This is a genomic window from Neomesorhizobium albiziae (assembly GCF_900114255.1).
Classification (GTDB): Bacteria; Pseudomonadota; Alphaproteobacteria; order Rhizobiales; family Rhizobiaceae; genus Neomesorhizobium; species Neomesorhizobium albiziae.
The window spans coordinates 380,657-397,459 of sequence record NZ_FOSL01000001.1; the positions used below are offsets into that span (position 1 = coordinate 380,657).

Here is a 16,803-nt window from a genome sequence, read left to right on the forward strand (position 1 = left end):
ACCTGAATCTCAACGGGCCTATCCGATGAAGTAGCGCAGAGCGATCAGCACGGCGGCGCCCGACAGGAACATCGACATCATGCCGCCGCGCAACGCTACGATGCCGGCGACAGCCAACGCGATCAGTTCGGACGGCCCGGCCGAAAGCACTGCCGGAGCCACCAGGGTGGTCAGGACGGCCGCCGGAACCGCATTGAGGCCCGCCTCGACGCGCGGATGGATGCGTTCGAAGCGCGACAGCACCAGATGGCCGCCGACACGCGTCAGATAGGTAACGACCGCGCCGGCAAGCACGATCCAAACGGTGGTGCTCATCAGGCTTTCCTCTTCTCGCCATCGACAGGAGCCGCGACCGCTGCGAGCAGGATGCCCGCCACGGCGCCGATCGAGACGTGCCACGGCGATCCGACGAATTTGTAGGCAAGCATCGAAGCGACGGCACTTGCCAGCACCACCGGCAGCCAGAACGGCCGTTTTCGGAACCCCATGACCAGGCCGAGGAAATAGATCGGCAGAAGGAAGTCGAGGCCTATCGCATGCGGATCGGAAATCAGGCCGCCGAAATAGCCGCCAATGGCGGTCTCGACGACCCATGCCAGCCAGACCGGAGCGCCGAAGCCGATATACCAGGCAAAACTCAAGCGGCGCCCGTCCTCCGCCTTGCGCTCGGTCTCAGCGAATTGCGGATCGCTGAGCAGGAAGAAGCCGAGCGCCTGCTGCAAGCCGGACCAATGGCCGATACGGCGCCCGAAGGCTGCCGAATAAAGCACGTGGCGGAAGTTCACCGCAAAAATGGAAACGACGATCAGCCAGGGCGCGATCTTCTGGCCGAACAGTTCGATGCCGACCATCTGGCTGGCGCCGCCATAGACTGTTGCACTCATCAGCACCGCTTCCGCGACGGTGAACCCGTTGTCGACCGCCAGCGCGCCGAACAGAAGGCCGAACGGAAGCACAGCGACGAGCACCGGTACGCAGGCGCGCGCTCCAGCCCAGAATTCGCTCGCGCCAGTGGCCCTGGCGGCTTCGACGTTGGCATTGACAGACATCTTATCTCCCGGGAAATGCAGGGTTATGTAGGGAGCCGCTGCCAATCTGTCACATGAATTCGCTTGAGCAGACCATGAAAGATCGTGAACCTATCCGCAAAACTCCTCGTCGCGGTGGCTCCTAAATCCGGCCTTCTATCGCCCTGCCCCAGTCGAGCAGCGGTTTTGCCCGCAGCGTGAAATTGACGAGCTCGTCGACAAGTTCAGCGCTGTGTATGTCTGCCGGATCGATCGCATGCCGAACGAGGAAATGCCGGTTGCGAACAGCCTCGCCGAGGTCTGCGTCCGCCACCCGCTCGAAACCGCGCGGCAGTCGCTTCAAGCGCTCGTCGTCCCCGAGCTCGAGACCGTTTCGCCGCAACGCATCGACCATCGCCCGGAATTCCTCGGGCCGCGCCACGACGGCATTGCGCATCGCCTGCAGGAGCTCCGGTCGCGACTGCCACCAGGCGAGGCCCGCGAAACACCGGTCGATGCCGATGTAGACGAACAAAACGCCTTCGGACGTCTTTGTGCCATCGGGCGAAAGGATCGCCGAGAGGTGCTGGTTATAGGGTCGCTTGTCCTTGGCGAAGCGGACGTCCCGTGTGATCCGGAACATCGACTTCTTGCGGTCCCCCTTGAGGCCGAGCCCAAGCGCACTGAAACGCTCGGCAAGTGTTTCCACGAGATCGCCGAACGGCTCCCGCAACTCCCGCTCGAAAAGGCCACGATTCTCCTGGAACCACTCCCGGCTCTGGTGGAATCCAAGCGCTTTGAGGAAAGGGAGGGCATCCTTGCCGAACCCCTTGAATTCGCTGTTCATCAGGACGACCCGGCGACCCTCTCGAACCATTGATCCTCGTCGATCACCTCGATCCCGAGTTCAGACGCCAGCTTCAGTTTCGAGCCCGCGCCGGGGCCGGCGACGACAAGGTCAGTCTTCGCAGACACCGAGCCCGCGACCTTGGCGCCCAGCCGTTCGGCCATCGCCTTAGCCTCACCGCGCGACATCTTCTCAAGCGATCCGGTGAATACGATGGTCTTGCCTGCGACCTGGCTGTCGGCCGACACGCTGACGATGTAGGGCTTTGGGCTGACCTGCTGGAGAAGCGCATCCAGCACATCATCGTTCCGCTCGTTGCCGAAGAAATCGCGCAGCGCGCCGATCACGGTATCGCCGATGCCGTTGATCGAGGGGAAGACTGTATGCGGATCGTCCGCAGCAGCAGTCTCATTGCCGACGCGAATGAACTCCTCGACGGTCGAGAAGGTCTTGGCGAGCACCGCGGCGGTGGTTTCGCCGATGTGGCGGATGCCGAGGGCGAAGATGAACCGGTCGAGTTCCGGTTCGCGCCGTGCGTCGATCGCGGCGAAGAGCTTGTCGAGACCTTCGTAAGTCCGCTCCTCCGCGGAGAGCACCTTCTTGCGCGTCGTGCCCTTGGCAGCCTCGCGCGCCTGCGCCTGCGCCTCTCGTTTCTCGAACAGCGTCTGCTGCACCTCGGCGCGCCGATCCCTCAGCGTAAAGATATCGGCGGCCGTCTTGAGAAGACCTGCGTTGAAGAACAGGTCGATGTTCTCGGCGCCGAGGCCCTCGATGTCCATCGCGCCCCGCGACACAAAGTGACGCAACGCTTCGACCGCCTGCGCCGGGCAGATCAGCTCTCCCGTGCAGCGCCGCCGCGAATCTTCCTTGCCAGTCTTCTCGTTGATTTCGCGCGTCGCAGGCGAACCGCAGATTGGGCAGGTGTGCCGCATCTCATACGGTTTTGCGTCGGCCGGCCGCTTTTCGAGGATGACATCGACGATCTGCGGAATGACGTCGCCCGCCCGCTGGATGATGACTGTGTCGCCGATGCGGATATCCTTGCCGTCGCGGATCGGCAAACCGTTGCTGTCCTTGCCGGCGATGTAATCCTCGTTGTGTAGCGTGACGTTGACCACGGTGACGCCGCCAACACTGACGGGGTCGAGGCGTGCGACCGGCGCCAGCGTGCCGGTCCGCCCGACCTGGATATCGATCTGCCGCACCGTTGTCGTCGCCTGTTCAGCCGGGAACTTGTGGGCGACTGCCCAGCGCGGCTCGCCGGTGACGAAACCCCAGCGGCGCTGCAGGTCGAGCTGGTCGACCTTGTAGACGACACCGTCAATGTCGTAGCCGAGCAAGGAGCGCTGCGCCTCGATCAGTTTATACTGCGCGATCAGGTCGTCGACCGATTTCGCACGCACCATCAACGGGCTGATCTTGAAGCCCCATTCGGCGAATTTCTGCACCGAATCGAACTGCGTTGGCGCCGGGTCCTCGGTCGTGTAGCCCCAGGCATAGGCGAAGAATTTGAGGTTGCGGCTGGCGGTGACCGAGGCGTCCTTCTGGCGCAGCGAGCCGGCCGCGGTGTTGCGTGGATTGACGTAGTCCTGCCCGCCCATCGCAGCCGAGCGTTCCTTCAATGCCTGGAACTCGGCGTAGGTCATGTAAACTTCGCCGCGGATCTCGATCACCTCCGGCCAGCCTGAGCCCTTCAGCTTGTGGGGAATGTCGGCGATCGTCTTCAGGTTCGTCGTGATATCCTCGCCCACAGTGCCGTCGCCGCGCGTGGCGCCCTGCACGAAAATCCCGTTCTCATAGCGGAGCGACGCCGACAGACCGTCGATCTTGGGCTCGGCGGTGAAGGCGATGTCGAGCTCCTTGTCTCGCTCGAAGAAGCGTTTCGCACGCTCCAGGAAGTCGACCACATCCTGGTCGGTGTAGGCCTTGGCGAGGCTGAGCATCGGCACCGCATGCCGCACCTTGGCAAAACCTTCCGCGGGCGGAGCACCAACCGAGCCGGTCGGGCTGTCCTGCCGCACCAGTTCCGGAAACTGCGCTTCTATCTCTGCGTTGCGTATCCTGAGCGCATCATACTCGGCGTCCGTTATCGTCGGCGCATCCTCCATGTGATAACGGCGGTCGTGCTCGGCAATTTCGGTCGCGAGCAGGGCAAGCTCCCGCGTGGCCTCTTCGACGGTGAGGGTGTCGACGGGTTTTTGGCTTTCGGACATGACGAGGCTTTTCGGCTGAATGTGGAATTGCCAGAGTCATTGGCAAATTCGCCGAAAAAGTAAACCGCCGACAATCGCCCGCCGGATCACTCCCGACAGTTCACGACGCAGCGGCGGCGGTGTTCTCGCTGAGCAGCCGCTCGGCAGCCGCGCGGGCCTCTTCGGTGATTGTGGCGCCGGCCAGCATGCGGGCGATCTCTTCCTGCCTCGCCTTGCGGTCCATCGAGGCGATGCCGGTGGAAACCCTGTCGGCGCCGCCGGATTTGGAAATCAGGTAGTGGGTGTGGGCACGCGCTGCGACCTGCGGTGCATGGGTGACCGACAGAACCTGCACCCTCTGGGAGAGCCGCGACAGCCGCTGTCCGATCGCATCGGCGACCGCGCCGCCGACGCCGGTGTCGATCTCGTCGAAGACCAGGGTCGGTGCGGAACCTCGGTCCGCCAGCGCGACCTTCAGCGCCAGCAGAAAACGCGACAGTTCGCCGCCCGACGCGACCTTCATCATCGGGCCGGCGCGCGTGCCGGGGTTTGTCCTTACCCAGAATTCAATCTGGTCGATGCCTTCCTGCAAGCGGTTTTGCGGCTCGCTCGACATCTCGACGATGAATTCGGCGCGTTCAAGCTTCAGAGCCGGCAGTTCCGCCATAACCACCCGGGCGAGATTGAGCGCCGATGATTTGCGCATCTCCGAAAGCTGCGCAGCAGCGGTATCGTAAAGATCGCGTGTCGAAACAGCCTGTTTCTCCAGTCCATGCAGGCGTTCTTCGCCGGCATCGAGATCGGCAAGGTCTGCCGCCATGCGGTCGCGCAGTTCCGCCAGGTCGTCGACTGCGACGGAATGTTTGCGGCCCGCCGCCCGCAAGGCGAAAAGCCGTTCTTCGGTGCGCTCGAGTTTTTGCGGATCGTATTCTGTCGCCCGCAGGGCTGCCTCCACTCCGGACTGCGCTGCATCGAGCGACAGCAGCGCTTCATCCAGCGATTTCACCACGTCGTCCAACAGCCCAGGTACTTCGGCTGCCTTTCGCTGCAGGCGCCTAAGCAGGCTGGCCAGTTGCGGCGACGGCGCGTTGGAGCCGGAGAGCACTTCTTGCGCGTCATGAATATCGCTGGCGATCTTTTCCGCCCGCATCATTGTCGCGCGAAGCTCGGACAGGTCGGTTTCATCGCCGGGCTGCGGGTCGAGCCGCGACAGTTCGGCAACCGAAGCCCTCAGATAATCGGCCTCGCGCGCCGCAGCCTCCACCTTGGCACGATGCCGCGATAGCTCCTGCTCGGCGTTGCGCCAAAGGCGCCATGCCTCGGCTACGGCCCGGACATCGCTGCCGTGGCCGCCGAACGCATCGAGCACGTCGCGATGCGCCGCAGCGTCCACCAGCGCACGGTCGTCGTGCTGGCCATGGATTTCCACCAGCGCCCGACCGACATCGCGCATCAGCGAAACGCTTGCCGGCTGGTCGTTGACGAAGACGCGGGTGCGCCCGTCAGCCGTCTGGACGCGGCGCAGGATGACGTCGCCATCGTCGTCGATGGCGTTTTCGGCCAGCAGCGCGCGAGCGGCGTGGTTGACCGGCACGTCGAAGACCGCCGTCACCTGGCCTTGCGTCGCGCCATGGCGCACCAGGGAAGCGTCACCGCGGGCGCCGAGCGCCAGCGACAATGCGTCAAGCAGAATGGACTTGCCGGCGCCGGTTTCGCCGGTCAGCACCGAAAGGCCAGAGGAAAAATCGATATCCAGCCGCTCGATCAGAACAATATCGCGGATCGACAGTTGGGAGAGCATCGACGCCCGCTATTGTCAGGCGCCGGTGATCAGCTTCCCGGCCTTGGATATCCAGGAGGTTCCGGTCTCGCGCGGCTCAAGCCCGCCCTTCTGCAGCAGGGCGAAGGAATCCTTGTACCACTGGCTGTCCGGGTAATTGTGGCCGAGCACGGCGGCGGCCGTCTGCGCTTCCGAAGTCAGCCCCATCGCGTAGTAGCTTTCGGTCAGGCGCGCCAGCGCCTCTTCGACGTGGCGGGTATTGGAGTAGTTCTCCACCACATAGCGGAACCTCTTGATGCCGGCGATGTATTCGCGGCGCTCGAGATAGTAGCGCCCGACCTGCATTTCCTTGCCGGCGAGCTGATCGCGAGCGAAACGAATCTTTGCCTTGGCGTCTTCAACATACTGAGAATCGGGCCAGCGCTGGACCACCTCTTCCATCGCCTCGATGGCGCGGCGCGATTCCTTCTGGTCCTGCGTCACGTCGCGGATCTGGCGGAAATAGCTGAGGCCGACGATATACTGCGCGTACGCCGCGTCGGGATCGGTGGGATAAAGTTGGACGTAGCGCTTGCCGTCGTTGATGGCTTCTTCGTATTTGCCTTGCCGATAGTCGGCGAAAGCGCCCATCACCAGCGCCTTGCGGCCATATTCGGAATAGGGATGCTGGCGGTCGATCGCCGAGAATTTCTTGCTCGCCTCGCCGAGGCGGCCGGCGTTCATGTTGGCAAGACCCTGGTTGTAGAGCACGTCCGCAGGGTCGGTCTGCTCGACATAGGTGGCGAGGTCGATATCCTGGTCCGACGCGCAGGCAGAGACGAAAAATGGCGCCGCCAGCACCGGAAGCATCGCCGCTGCGACCCGAATCCGTCGCGCCGACTGCGCTGCTCGTTCAAAAAACATGATCAATTCCGCCCCTCTGGCGTCGACGTAAAAGAAGGCATGGGCGAGCCATTAATCACAACTGCCCCCCATCGGCAACGCTATCGCCGGGCAATGGCGCATTTTTGTGGCAAAGCCGCCGCCAAGCCGATCTTTCGACAGGCTTTTCGGCGGGAAAGCCACGCGCGGTCGGCGAATTGAGAAATCCGGCGGATGCAGCGAATCAAAGCATCCAGGGTGCGTGGACCGGCGCGTTGACGGCGGTCAATTCGGCCGACCGGCCCCGCTCGCGACGCCTTGCCTCGACAATCTCGAACGCCGAAGGGTCGGAGAGAAGGCTGCGCAGCGCCGTTGCATTCAACCTGTGGCCGCCGCGATAGGAACGGAAGCAGCCGATGAAGCGCGCCCCGGCCAACGCCAGGTCGCCCATCGCGTCGAGTACCTTGTGGCGCACGAATTCGTCAGGATAGCGCAGACCTTCCATGTTGATGATGCGGTGGTCATCGCCGATCACCACGGAGTTCTCCAGTGAGGAGCCGAGCGCATAGCCGGCCGCCCAAAGCCGTTCGACATCCTTCATGAAACCGAAGGTGCGCGCCCGCGAAACCTCGCTGCGGAACATTTCCGCGCTGAGGTCGGCCGCGAAGAACTGGCGGCCGATCGCCGGGCTTTCGAAATCGATCTCGACCTCGAAACGTGTGCCCTCATAGGGGCGGAACTCGGCCCAAGAGGCGCCGCTTTCGATGCGCACCGGCTTCAGGATACGGATATAGCGCCGCTTCGCCTGCAACACCTCGATGCCGGCCTGGTCAAATGCCTCGACGAACATCGCCGAGCTGCCATCCAGGATCGGCACTTCGCTACCGTCGATGTCAATGGAAAGATTGTCGATGCCGAGCGCAAAAACGGTCGCCATCAGGTGTTCGACGGTTGCGACATGGTGCTTGGTCGGATCGCCGAGAATGGTGCTGAGATCCGTGCCGCCGACCTCCGAAACCAGCGCCCTGATCTCATTGTCGGCCGTTTCAGCGCCGAGACAATGGAAGACGATGCCGGTGTCTGCGTCCGCTGGTCCAAACTGGACAGTGACCGGTTTGCCGCTATGAACGCCAACGCCGGACAAGGTCACTCGTGATTTGAGCGTCGTCTGATAGTCCTGCAATTCGATCCCCTTGAAGCCCGATTCCGACCGCTTCGCCTACCCTCGGCGCACGGCTCTTTTCTCGTGGTGTCCGGGCTCACCTCCCCAGGGTCCGGGACGCATTTGTCGATAAGCGGCGAAGATAAGCATGCGTGGACGAGTCTCCAAATCACGGTTTTTTACCCCGTGTAACCGCTCAAAGAGGCGAGGATATCGCTGTAAGGTCCTGATTCTCCTTTACTTAAAAACACAACAGGCAGGAGTTGGGACTCCTGCCTGTTAACAAATGTTACGATCCGTTAACGGATCAGTTGGCTTGCCGGCGAAGGAACGCCGGAATCTCCAGCTGATCGTCTTCCTGCGTGGCGCGCGGCTGCGGCGTCAGGCGGCCGTGATCGTCGAGCTGGCCACGGCGCGGCGCATAGACCTGCGGGTCCTGGCTGGCCAGCCTGCGGGCCTCCGGCGCCGGCTGGCGCAGCTTCGGCTCGCGCGGCTGTGCCGGCTGCAGACGGGCAGGCTCTTCCTCGCGACGCGACGACAGGCCGTTGGTCAGGCGCTTCAGGAGGCCAAGCGGACCGCGGTCCTCCTGCTGCTCGGGAGCCCGGCGGGCAGCAGCCACTTCAGCCTTCACCACTGGCGGAAAATCCTCCACCCGCGGCATGCGAGGCGCCTGCGTCACCGGCTGCGGCTCGCGCTGCTGCACCTGTGCGACCGGCTGTGGAGCCGGCTGCTGGAATTGCGGGGCCGGCTGCTGGAACTGCTGAGCGGGCTGCTGGAACTGCGGCGCCTGCTGAACAGGCTGGGTGCCCGGCGCCGGCTGGAACAGCTTGCTTGCCGGCCGGAACTCTTCCGCCGGCTGTGCGTGGGCTTGACGGGCATGCGCCACTTCGGCGGCGTGCGCTTCGGCCGCGCGGATCGCATCGGCGACCGGATCGGCGCGTACCGGCTCCGGAGCCGGGCGGAACTCGGCGGCCGGGCGCTGCTGGGGCTGCGGCTTTGCTGGCTGGCGGATGGCGAGCGGCGGCGCCGACATCTCGGCCGACTTGTCGATGCCGGTCGCCACGACCGACACGCGAATGACGCCTTCGAGACTTTCGTCAAAAGTCGCGCCAAGGATGATATTGGCTTCCTGATCGACCTCCTCGCGGATGCGGGTCGCGGCTTCGTCCACTTCGAACAGCGTCAGATCGCGGCCGCCGGTGATCGAGATCAGCAGGCCCTTGGCGCCCTTCATCGAGGTCTCGTCGAGCAGCGGATTGGCGATTGCCGCTTCGGCGGCAGCCATTGCGCGGCCCTCGCCCGACGCTTCGCCGGTGCCCATCATCGCCTTGCCCATCTCGCGCATCACCGAACGCACGTCGGCGAAGTCGAGATTGATCAGGCCTTCCTTGACCATCAGGTCGGTGATGCAGGCAACACCGGAGTAAAGCACCTGGTCGGCCATCGCGAAGGCGTCGGCGAACGTGGTCTTGTCGTTGGCGATGCGGAACAGGTTCTGGTTCGGGATGACGATCAGCGTGTCGACGCTTTTCATCAATTCCTCGATGCCGGCATCAGCCGTCTTCATGCGGCGCTGGCCTTCGAAGTGGAACGGCTTGGTCACGACACCGACGGTCAGGATGCCCTTCTCGCGCGCGGCTCGGGCAACCACCGGCGCGGCACCGGTGCCTGTGCCGCCGCCCATGCCGGCGGTAACGAAGCACATATGCGTGTTCGACAGGTGGTCGATGATCTCGTCGATGCACTCTTCGGCAGCGGCACGCCCAACCTCGGGCTGCGAGCCGGCGCCGAGACCCTCGGTGACGTGGGCGCCGAGCTGGATGATGCGCTCGGCCTTCGACATGGTCAGCGCCTGCGCATCGGTGTTGGCCACGACGAACTCGACCCCTCGCAGTCCCGCCGTGATCATGTTGTTGACAGCATTGCCTCCGCCGCCGCCGACACCGAACACGGTGATGCGGGGCTTGAGCTCGGTAATGTCCGGCTTTTGCAGATTGATGGTCATCTTGGTCGTCCTTTTCGCCTTTCCTGCCGCCTCGCCGCGCGGCCGCCTTTGGGGCTGTCCCCGTCAAACTCGAATACTAAAAACTGTCCCTCAACCACTGGCCCATCCGGTGGAACGTGCCCCCGGTGCCAGTCATCTTCAGCCGCATTCCCCCACGCGTCTGAATATTCTCCAGGCCGGCAACCTGCGGATAGATCAACAGTCCGACCGATGTCGCAAAGGCCGGGCCCTTCGCCGCTTCCGGCAGGCCGGCTACGCCCAGCGGGCGCCCGATCCGCACATTGCGGCCAAGGATACGCCGCGCCGCTTCCGGCAGGCCGGCCAGCTGGCTGGCTCCACCGGTCAGAACGACCCGCTTTCCGACCGCGTTGCCGTAGCCGGACTGGTTCAGCCGGTCGCGCAGGATTTCCAATGTCTCTTCGATGCGGGCGCGGATGATGCGCGTCATCACCGAGCGCGGCACCTGAACCGGCACCTCGCCGTCGTCGTTGCCGATCGGCTGGATCGACACAACGTCCCGGTCATCCGCGCTGCCGGGCAGCGCCGAGCCATGCATCACCTTCAGCCGCTCGGCGTCTTCCAGGCGCGTCGACAGGCCCTTGGCCATATCCAGCGTCACATGGCTGCCGCCTATAGGCATCGCGTCGGCATGCACGAACTTGCCGTCGGCAAACACCGAGATCGTCGTGGTGCCGCCGCCCATGTCGATGCAGGCCGCACCCATTTCGAGTTCGTCGTCGACAAGCGCCGCCAGCCCGCTGGCATAGGGCGTCGCCACCATGCGCTCGACCGAAAGATGCGAGCGGTTGATGCAGAGTTCGAGATTGCGCAGCGGCGCCGCATCTCCGGTCAGGACATGCATGTCGACGCCGAGCGTGTCGCCCACCATGCCGCGCGGATCGCGCACGCCGCGCTCGGCATCGAGCGAATAGCCGGTTGGCAGCGAATGCACGACTTCGCGCTCGACCTTCAAAGCCTGCTTGGCGCCGGCGCCGAGCACGCGCTTGATATCCGCCTCGTCGGCCTCGTGACCGCCCAGATTGATGGTCGCCGAAAAATTCTCGCTCTTCAGCCGCCCGGCGCTGACATTGACGATCAGCGAATCCACGGTCAGTCCGGCCATGCGTTCCGCGGCATCCACCGCCAGCCGGATCGCCTGCTCGGCGCGATCGAGTTCGACGACCACGCCAGACTTCACGCCATGCGACTTCTGGTGGCCGATGCCGATCACCTGGGCCTTGTGGGTGCGGCCACGCAACAGCTGGCTGGGCTCAGCCGGCTTTAGCCGCGCCACGATGCAGCAGACCTTGCTCGAACCGACGTCGAGCACGGTGACGACGCCGGTACGGCGAGATGCGGTATCTCCGTTGCCGCCGAGCCAGCTCATATCCTGCGCTCCGCCTTCTTGCCGGACTTCGGCTTTTCGTTGAGCGCCGCGTTGCGGCGAAGCGCGGCTTCCGGCGTCAACTGGATTACCAGCCGGTCGCTGAGCCGCATGTCGACCGCGGCGATGTCGCGCGACAGCACACCGCTATCCTTGTCCATGGCCAGAATGTCTTCTATCGCCTGGACTTCGCCGTGTTCCGGCAGCTTTATTGTCACGCCGTTTTCAAGGCGCAGATCCCAGCGGCGCTCACCGATGCGGATATAGCCCTTCACCCGCGAGGCAAGCTGTGGATAATTCTTCACCGTGTTGATGAAGGCGGCAGCCTTTTCGGGCGCGCCAAGACCGATGACCAGCGGCAACATCGCGTGGCGCGCGCCGGAGAATGGCGCGATCACATTGCCGTTCTCCTCGACGATGGCGAGCTCGCGCCCGTGCTGCCAGATTGCGAAGGGCTTGCGCTCCTCGATGCGCACCTCGATCTCGTCCGGATAGACCTTGCGCACTGCGGCCGATTCCACCCACGGCAGTTGCGCAATGCGCTCCCTGGCCTTTTCGGCGTCGAAGCCGATCAGCGAGGTCCAGCCGTCGAGTTCGAGCTGGCCGAGAATATCGATTTCCGACGTTTCCTTGTGGCCCGCGACCCGGATCTGGTCGACCGCAAAACCGGTCCGCGCCGTGATGCTCTGGATCATGGCCGGGAAATGGCCGCCAACATAGGCGCCGTAGAGGCTGAACGAACCGAGGAAGGCCGCCGTCAGCATGGCCGCAGCGAACGGTGGCGGCGTAAACTCGCCGTCCTGCGCGCGCGCCAGCAACCGCGCCGGCCGCCGAAGCAGCCGTGGCAAAACGAACCCGTCGACGGAAAAAGACAGGCCACGCAGACCGCCTTTCGTCGCTCCGGCTCTTCCGCCCTGCCCCGACCTCAACGCAAACACGAAGCGTCCTCCACCATCCAACTCAATAGATCGCCGAAAGAGTGCCCAGCCTCGGCAGCGATTTCCGGCACTAGCGACGTCGGCGTCATGCCCGGTTGCGTGTTGACTTCAAGCCACACGAGCTCCCCGTTCTCGGAGTAGCGATCGTCGTAGCGAAAGTCAGACCGGGAGACGCCCCGGCAGCCGATTGCCTGATGTGCCTTAAGCGCCAGTGTCTGTATTTTTTGGTAAATATTCGGTGAAACTTTTGCCGGGCATTCGTGTTTTGATCCGCCGGCAACATATTTTGAATCGTAATCGTAGAACGAATGGCCAACAGGGATAATCTCACACACTCCGAGCGCCACATCGCCCATCACGGCGCAGGTCAATTCGCGCCCATGAATGAAGCGCTCCACCATCACGACCTCGCCATACCTCCACTCCGTCGACGAAATGATTTGTGGCGGGTGCGACTGATCCTCCTTGACGATGACCACGCCGAAGCTTGAACCCTCATTGACGGGCTTCACCACATAGGGCGGCTTCATCGGATGCTCGTTGCGGATGGTGAAGCGGTTCACCACCTTGGCCTCGGCGACCGGAATGCCGACAGCTTTCGCGACCCGCTTCGCCTGTTCCTTGTTCATGGCGAGCGCCGAGGCGAGTACGCCCGAATGCGTGTAGGGAATGGCAAGATACTCGAGGATGCCCTGGATCGTGCCATCCTCTCCGAAAGGCCCATGCAGGGCGTTGAACGCAACATCCGGCTTGAGCTCGGCGAGCACCCGACCGACATCGCGACCGACATCGACGCGGGTGACCTGGTAACCTTCCTGTTCAAGCGCATTGGCACAGGCATTCCCCGAAGAAAGTGACACTGGCCGCTCGGACGAAAATCCTCCCAACAAAACGGCCACGTGCTTCTTATGCATTCCCTGTCATCCCCTCCGAACAGGGCTCAAGTACCTGATTCCCCACGAGTTGAGTTCGACCATTCCGGCGGCAGACTGACCACCGGACCGAATGCCGCAGACGCGTCTTAACGACTCAAATCAGGAAACAACTGACCTCAAAGAATCAGAGAGTTGATTCCCTGACAAGTCCTGACGATTCAGGTTGAATCACTTTTTTTGTTTTTTCCGTTTTTCTGTTCAGAGCAGTTGCCCGAGGAATTCCTGCACCTCGTGGCCCGGCTTGAAATTGCCGATCCGCTTGATCTCCCAATGCAGCCGGATGCCGGAATTTTCCAGCACACGTGCCCGCACTGTCTCGCCAAGATATTCGAGATCGTAGCCGGTCGCAGTGCCGGTGTTTATCATGAAATTGCAGTGCATCGGCGACATCTGCGCGCCGCCGATCATCAGGCCGCGGCAGCCGGCCTTGTCGATCTCCTTCCAGGCAGATGTGCCCAGCGGATTCTTGAAGGTCGACCCGCCCGTCTTTTCGCGGATCGGCTGCACGGTTTCGCGATGGTGCTGCACCGCGTCCATCGCCGCCTTGATCGCCGCCTTGTCTTCCGGATAGCCTTCGAACAGGGCCGACGTGAAGATCAACTCGGCCCGCGCCGACGAATGCCTGTAGGCATATCCCATGTCGGCGTTGGAAAGTGTGTGAACATTGCCCTGCCGATCCAGCGCCCGAACTTCGACAACACGCTCGCGGGTTTCGACACCGTTGGCGCCCGCATTCATCCTCAATGCGCCGCCGATACCACCCGGAATGCCGTGATAGAAATGGAAGCCGCCAATGCCCGCCTCCAGCGCCACGGCGGCAATCCGTTTGTCGGGCGTCGCGGCGCCGGCGCGTATCTGTATCTCGGAGATCGCCTCGGCCTCGCCGAAGCCTTTTGCCGACAGACGAATAACGAAGCCGGGGATGCCACCCTCGCGCACCAGAAGATTGGAACCGATACCGACGACCGTCAGCGGGACATCTTCCGGCACGGCTTTCAGAAATGCCGCAAGGTCTTCCTCGTCGGCTGGCTGGAACAGCGCCTCGGCGGCACCGCCGGCGCGGAACCAGGTGATCTTTTCCATTTCGGCGCCGGGCGTGATGCGCCCGCGCAATCCGCCAAGCCGGTCGCCGAGTCTCGCAAGCAGGGCTTCGCCGCGGATCATGCTGCTTCCTCGGCAAGCTCCTTCGGCAGAGCATATGCCCATTGGGTGATGTTGCCGGCGCCGAGAAACACAACGAAGTCGCCGGCCCTGGCGAGCTCGCGCACCGCCGGAGCGATCGCCTGCTGACCCTCGATGTAACGCGCGTCGCGGTGGCCGCCGGCCCGGATGCGCGCCGCCAGGGCTTGCGAATTCGCGCCTTCGATCGGCTCTTCGCCGGCTGAATAGACCGGCGTCACCATCACGGTGTCGGCGTCGTTGAAGCAGGCGGAAAAATCGTCGAACAGGTCATGCAGGCGGGTGAAGCGGTGCGGCTGCGCGATGGCGATGACGCGTCCCGTGGTCGAGTCGCGCGCGGCCTTGAGCACGGCCTTGATCTCGACGGGATGATGGCCGTAATCGTCGAATATCTCGACGCCATTCCATGAACCCGTGTGGGTGAAGCGTCGCTTGACGCCGCCGAACGCTCCAAGGCCTTTCTTGATCGCCTCGTTAGAAAGCCCTAGCTCATGCGCGACCGCGATTGCCGCCGTTGCGTTGGAGACGTTGTGGCGGCCGGGCATCGGCAGGCGAAGATCGCTGATCGTCGTTTCCTTGCCGGTCTTGCGGTCGCGGATCAGCACGTCGAACAGCGAGCTTGCGCCGTCGACACGGTGCCTGGCGAACCGCACGTCCGCCTGCGCATTCTCGCCATAGGTGATGACACGGCGGTCCTCGATGCGCGACACCAGCGCCTGCACTTCCGGATGATCGGTACACATGACGCCGAAACCGTAGAACGGCACATTCTCGACGAACTGCCGGAACGCCTCGCGCACCTTCTCGAAGCTGCCATAATGGTCGAGATGTTCGGGATCGATGTTGGTCACCACGGCAATATCGGCCGGCAGTTTGAGGAAGGTGCCGTCGCTTTCGTCGGCTTCCACCACCATCCACTCGCCCTCGCCCATGCGCGCGTTGGTGCCATAGGCGTTGATGATGCCGCCGTTGATCACCGTCGGGTCAAGCCCGCCGGCTTCCAGCAGCGTCGCCACCATCGAGGTGGTGGTGGTCTTGCCATGCGTTCCGCCGATGGCGACCGCCTGACGGAAGCGCATCAATTCGGCCAGCATCTCGGCGCGCCGCACGATCGGCAGAAGCTTCTCGCGCGCGGCCATCAGCTCCGGATTGCCTTTCTTGATCGCGGTCGAGACGACGACGACTTCGGCATCACCGAGGTTTTCGGCCTTGTGCCCGACAAAGCATGCGATGCCCTTGTCGCGCAGGCGCTGCACATTGGCGCCGTCTGCCTGGTCGGAGCCCTGCACCCGGTAGCCGAGATTGTGCAGCACTTCGGCAATGCCGCTCATGCCGATGCCACCGATACCGATGAAATGCACCAGGCCGATCGTCTGCGGCATCTTCATGCGCGCTGTCCCTTCTTGAATTCCGCCACCGATTGGCCCGACGCAATAGCCTCTGTGAGGTCCGCGAGCAACCGCGTGGCGTCGGGTTTGCCGGCCGACCTTGCGGCGGCGGCCATGCTGGCCAGCCGTTTCGGATCGTTCATCAGGCCACCGATCAGTTCCGTCAACCGCGCAGGCGACAGCGTCGGCTGCGCATGCAGTTCCGCACCGCCGGCTTCCGCCAGTTTTGCGGCGTTCGCGGCCTGATCGTGATCCAGCGCATGCGGATAGGGCACCAGCAACGCCGGCCGGCCGATCACCGCGATCTCCGAGACAGTGGAAGCGCCCGAGCGCGAAATGACAAGATGGGCTGCCGCTATGCGATCCGCCATGTCGCTAAAAAACGGCGATACTTCCGCCTCGACGCCGAGCGCTTCATAAGCCGCGCGCACCTTCTCTTCATCGTCGGAGCGCGCCTGCTGCGTGACCTTCAGCCGAACCCGTTCAGCTTCCGGCAAAGTGGCGACCGCCTGCGGTATCGCATCGGAAAAGAACTGTGCACCCTGGCTGCCGCCAAACACCAGCAGTCGGAACGGCTCGCCACTCGAGGGTGCAGCAAACGGCCGCTTCGCCGCCTCGATCACCGCCGGGCGCACCGGATTGCCGGTGACCACGGTTTTTGCCTGATATCGGCCAGTCTTTTCGCTGAGGAACCCGCCGGCGATTGCAATCACCCGGTTGGCGAGCGCCTTATTGGCGCGTCCCATCACCGCGTTCTGCTCGTGGATCAGCGACGGCACGCTGCGCCTCGTCGCTGCGAACAGCGGCGGCAGCGTCGGGTAGCCACCGAAGCCGACAACGGCGGCGGGCTTCTCCCTGCCGATCACGACGGATGCTTCGCGAACACCCTTCCAGATCGTCCAGAACGATTTGAGCAGCGCGAACGGGTTGCGTGAGCCGATGGTCGCGGCCGAAATCGGATGCACCTTCGCACCCGGGAAATTCACGGCGAAACGTTCGGCGCGGCTGTCGGTGGCAAGCTGCACGTTCCAGCCACGCGCAATCAGTTCGTGCGCCAGCGCCTCGGCAGGAAACAAGTGGCCGCCGGTACCGCCGGCGGCAAGCAGGATCGTTCGATCAGCCATC

At 63.5% G+C, this 16,803-nt stretch carries 14 protein-coding genes; all 14 read right to left on the minus strand.

Features of this window, described 5'->3' with window-relative positions; all coding sequences use genetic code 11:
- Positions 1–18: 18 nt before the first annotated feature.
- The 14 genes from F3H98_RS01845 to murG all read right to left on the minus strand — a co-directional run bounded on the left by F3H98_RS01845 (position 19) and on the right by murG (position 16,802).
- On the minus strand, positions 19–315 hold the full coding sequence (locus tag F3H98_RS01845; RefSeq protein ID WP_149757668.1) for an AzlD family protein: 297 nt from the start codon (positions 313–315) through the stop codon (positions 19–21).
- On the minus strand, positions 315–1,049 hold the full coding sequence (locus tag F3H98_RS01850) for an AzlC family ABC transporter permease (RefSeq protein ID WP_149757670.1): 735 nt from the start codon (positions 1,047–1,049) through the stop codon (positions 315–317). The genes F3H98_RS01845 and F3H98_RS01850 overlap by 1 nt, the downstream gene beginning before the upstream one ends.
- A 121-nt stretch (positions 1,050–1,170) precedes the next feature.
- Positions 1,171–1,854, minus strand: coding sequence for a TIGR02453 family protein (locus tag F3H98_RS01855; protein ID WP_149757672.1), 684 nt, complete (start codon positions 1,852–1,854; stop codon positions 1,171–1,173).
- A complete protein-coding gene (gene ligA / locus F3H98_RS01860; protein ID WP_149757674.1) occupies positions 1,854–4,067 on the minus strand; it encodes an NAD-dependent DNA ligase LigA in 2,214 nt (737 codons plus the stop codon). The genes F3H98_RS01855 and ligA overlap by 1 nt, the downstream gene beginning before the upstream one ends.
- A 100-nt stretch (positions 4,068–4,167) precedes the next feature.
- Positions 4,168–5,847 (minus strand): DNA repair protein RecN, encoded by a 1,680-nt coding sequence (gene recN / locus F3H98_RS01865; RefSeq protein WP_149757676.1) that lies wholly within the window; start codon positions 5,845–5,847, stop codon positions 4,168–4,170.
- Positions 5,848–5,862: 15 nt separating this feature from the next.
- Positions 5,863–6,729: an outer membrane protein assembly factor BamD gene (locus F3H98_RS01870; protein WP_149757678.1), complete on the minus strand. Its 867-nt coding sequence runs from the start codon at positions 6,727–6,729 to the stop codon at positions 5,863–5,865.
- Between the two features lie 202 nt (positions 6,730–6,931).
- The gene (gene lpxC / locus F3H98_RS01875) at positions 6,932–7,870 is read right to left on the minus strand and encodes a UDP-3-O-acyl-N-acetylglucosamine deacetylase (RefSeq protein ID WP_149757680.1); all 939 of its coding nucleotides are present in this window, start codon (positions 7,868–7,870) and stop codon (positions 6,932–6,934) included.
- 286 nt (positions 7,871–8,156) lie between these two features.
- On the minus strand, positions 8,157–9,854 hold the full coding sequence (gene ftsZ, locus F3H98_RS01880; protein ID WP_149757682.1) for a cell division protein FtsZ: 1,698 nt from the start codon (positions 9,852–9,854) through the stop codon (positions 8,157–8,159).
- A gap of 76 nt (positions 9,855–9,930) precedes the next feature.
- Positions 9,931–11,241, minus strand: coding sequence for a cell division protein FtsA (ftsA, locus tag F3H98_RS01885; protein WP_149757684.1), 1,311 nt, complete (start codon positions 11,239–11,241; stop codon positions 9,931–9,933).
- Positions 11,238–12,176, minus strand: coding sequence for a cell division protein FtsQ/DivIB (locus F3H98_RS01890; protein ID WP_149757686.1), 939 nt, complete (start codon positions 12,174–12,176; stop codon positions 11,238–11,240). Before F3H98_RS01890 ends, ftsA begins: the two co-directional genes overlap by 4 nt.
- A complete protein-coding gene (locus F3H98_RS01895; RefSeq protein WP_149757688.1) occupies positions 12,164–13,090 on the minus strand; it encodes a D-alanine--D-alanine ligase in 927 nt (308 codons plus the stop codon). The genes F3H98_RS01890 and F3H98_RS01895 overlap by 13 nt, the downstream gene beginning before the upstream one ends.
- A 219-nt stretch (positions 13,091–13,309) precedes the next feature.
- The gene (murB, locus tag F3H98_RS01900; protein ID WP_149757690.1) at positions 13,310–14,275 is read right to left on the minus strand and encodes a UDP-N-acetylmuramate dehydrogenase; all 966 of its coding nucleotides are present in this window, start codon (positions 14,273–14,275) and stop codon (positions 13,310–13,312) included.
- Positions 14,272–15,678 (minus strand): UDP-N-acetylmuramate--L-alanine ligase, encoded by a 1,407-nt coding sequence (murC, locus tag F3H98_RS01905; protein WP_149757692.1) that lies wholly within the window; start codon positions 15,676–15,678, stop codon positions 14,272–14,274. The genes murB and murC overlap by 4 nt, the downstream gene beginning before the upstream one ends.
- A complete protein-coding gene (gene murG / locus F3H98_RS01910; RefSeq protein ID WP_149757694.1) occupies positions 15,675–16,802 on the minus strand; it encodes an undecaprenyldiphospho-muramoylpentapeptide beta-N-acetylglucosaminyltransferase in 1,128 nt (375 codons plus the stop codon). Before murG ends, murC begins: the two co-directional genes overlap by 4 nt.
- Position 16,803 lies beyond the last annotated feature (1 nt).

Coding starts and splice junctions, on each gene's coding strand:
- F3H98_RS01845 (WP_149757668.1), bottom strand. CDS start 315: ATGAGCACCACCGTTTGGATCGTGCTTGCCGGCGCGGTCGTTACCTAT.
- F3H98_RS01850 (WP_149757670.1), bottom strand. CDS start 1,049: ATGTCTGTCAATGCCAACGTCGAAGCCGCCAGGGCCACTGGCGCGAGC.
- F3H98_RS01855 (WP_149757672.1), bottom strand. CDS start 1,854: ATGAACAGCGAATTCAAGGGGTTCGGCAAGGATGCCCTCCCTTTCCTC.
- ligA (WP_149757674.1), bottom strand. CDS start 4,067: ATGTCCGAAAGCCAAAAACCCGTCGACACCCTCACCGTCGAAGAGGCC.
- recN (WP_149757676.1), bottom strand. CDS start 5,847: ATGCTCTCCCAACTGTCGATCCGCGATATTGTTCTGATCGAGCGGCTG.
- F3H98_RS01870 (WP_149757678.1), bottom strand. CDS start 6,729: ATGTTTTTTGAACGAGCAGCGCAGTCGGCGCGACGGATTCGGGTCGCA.
- ftsZ (WP_149757682.1), bottom strand. CDS start 9,854: ATGACCATCAATCTGCAAAAGCCGGACATTACCGAGCTCAAGCCCCGC.
- ftsA (WP_149757684.1), bottom strand. CDS start 11,241: ATGAGCTGGCTCGGCGGCAACGGAGATACCGCATCTCGCCGTACCGGC.
- F3H98_RS01895 (WP_149757688.1), bottom strand. CDS start 13,090: ATGCATAAGAAGCACGTGGCCGTTTTGTTGGGAGGATTTTCGTCCGAG.
- murB (WP_149757690.1), bottom strand. CDS start 14,275: ATGATCCGCGGCGAAGCCCTGCTTGCGAGACTCGGCGACCGGCTTGGC.
- murC (WP_149757692.1), bottom strand. CDS start 15,678: ATGAAGATGCCGCAGACGATCGGCCTGGTGCATTTCATCGGTATCGGT.
- murG (WP_149757694.1), bottom strand. CDS start 16,802: ATGGCTGATCGAACGATCCTGCTTGCCGCCGGCGGTACCGGCGGCCAC.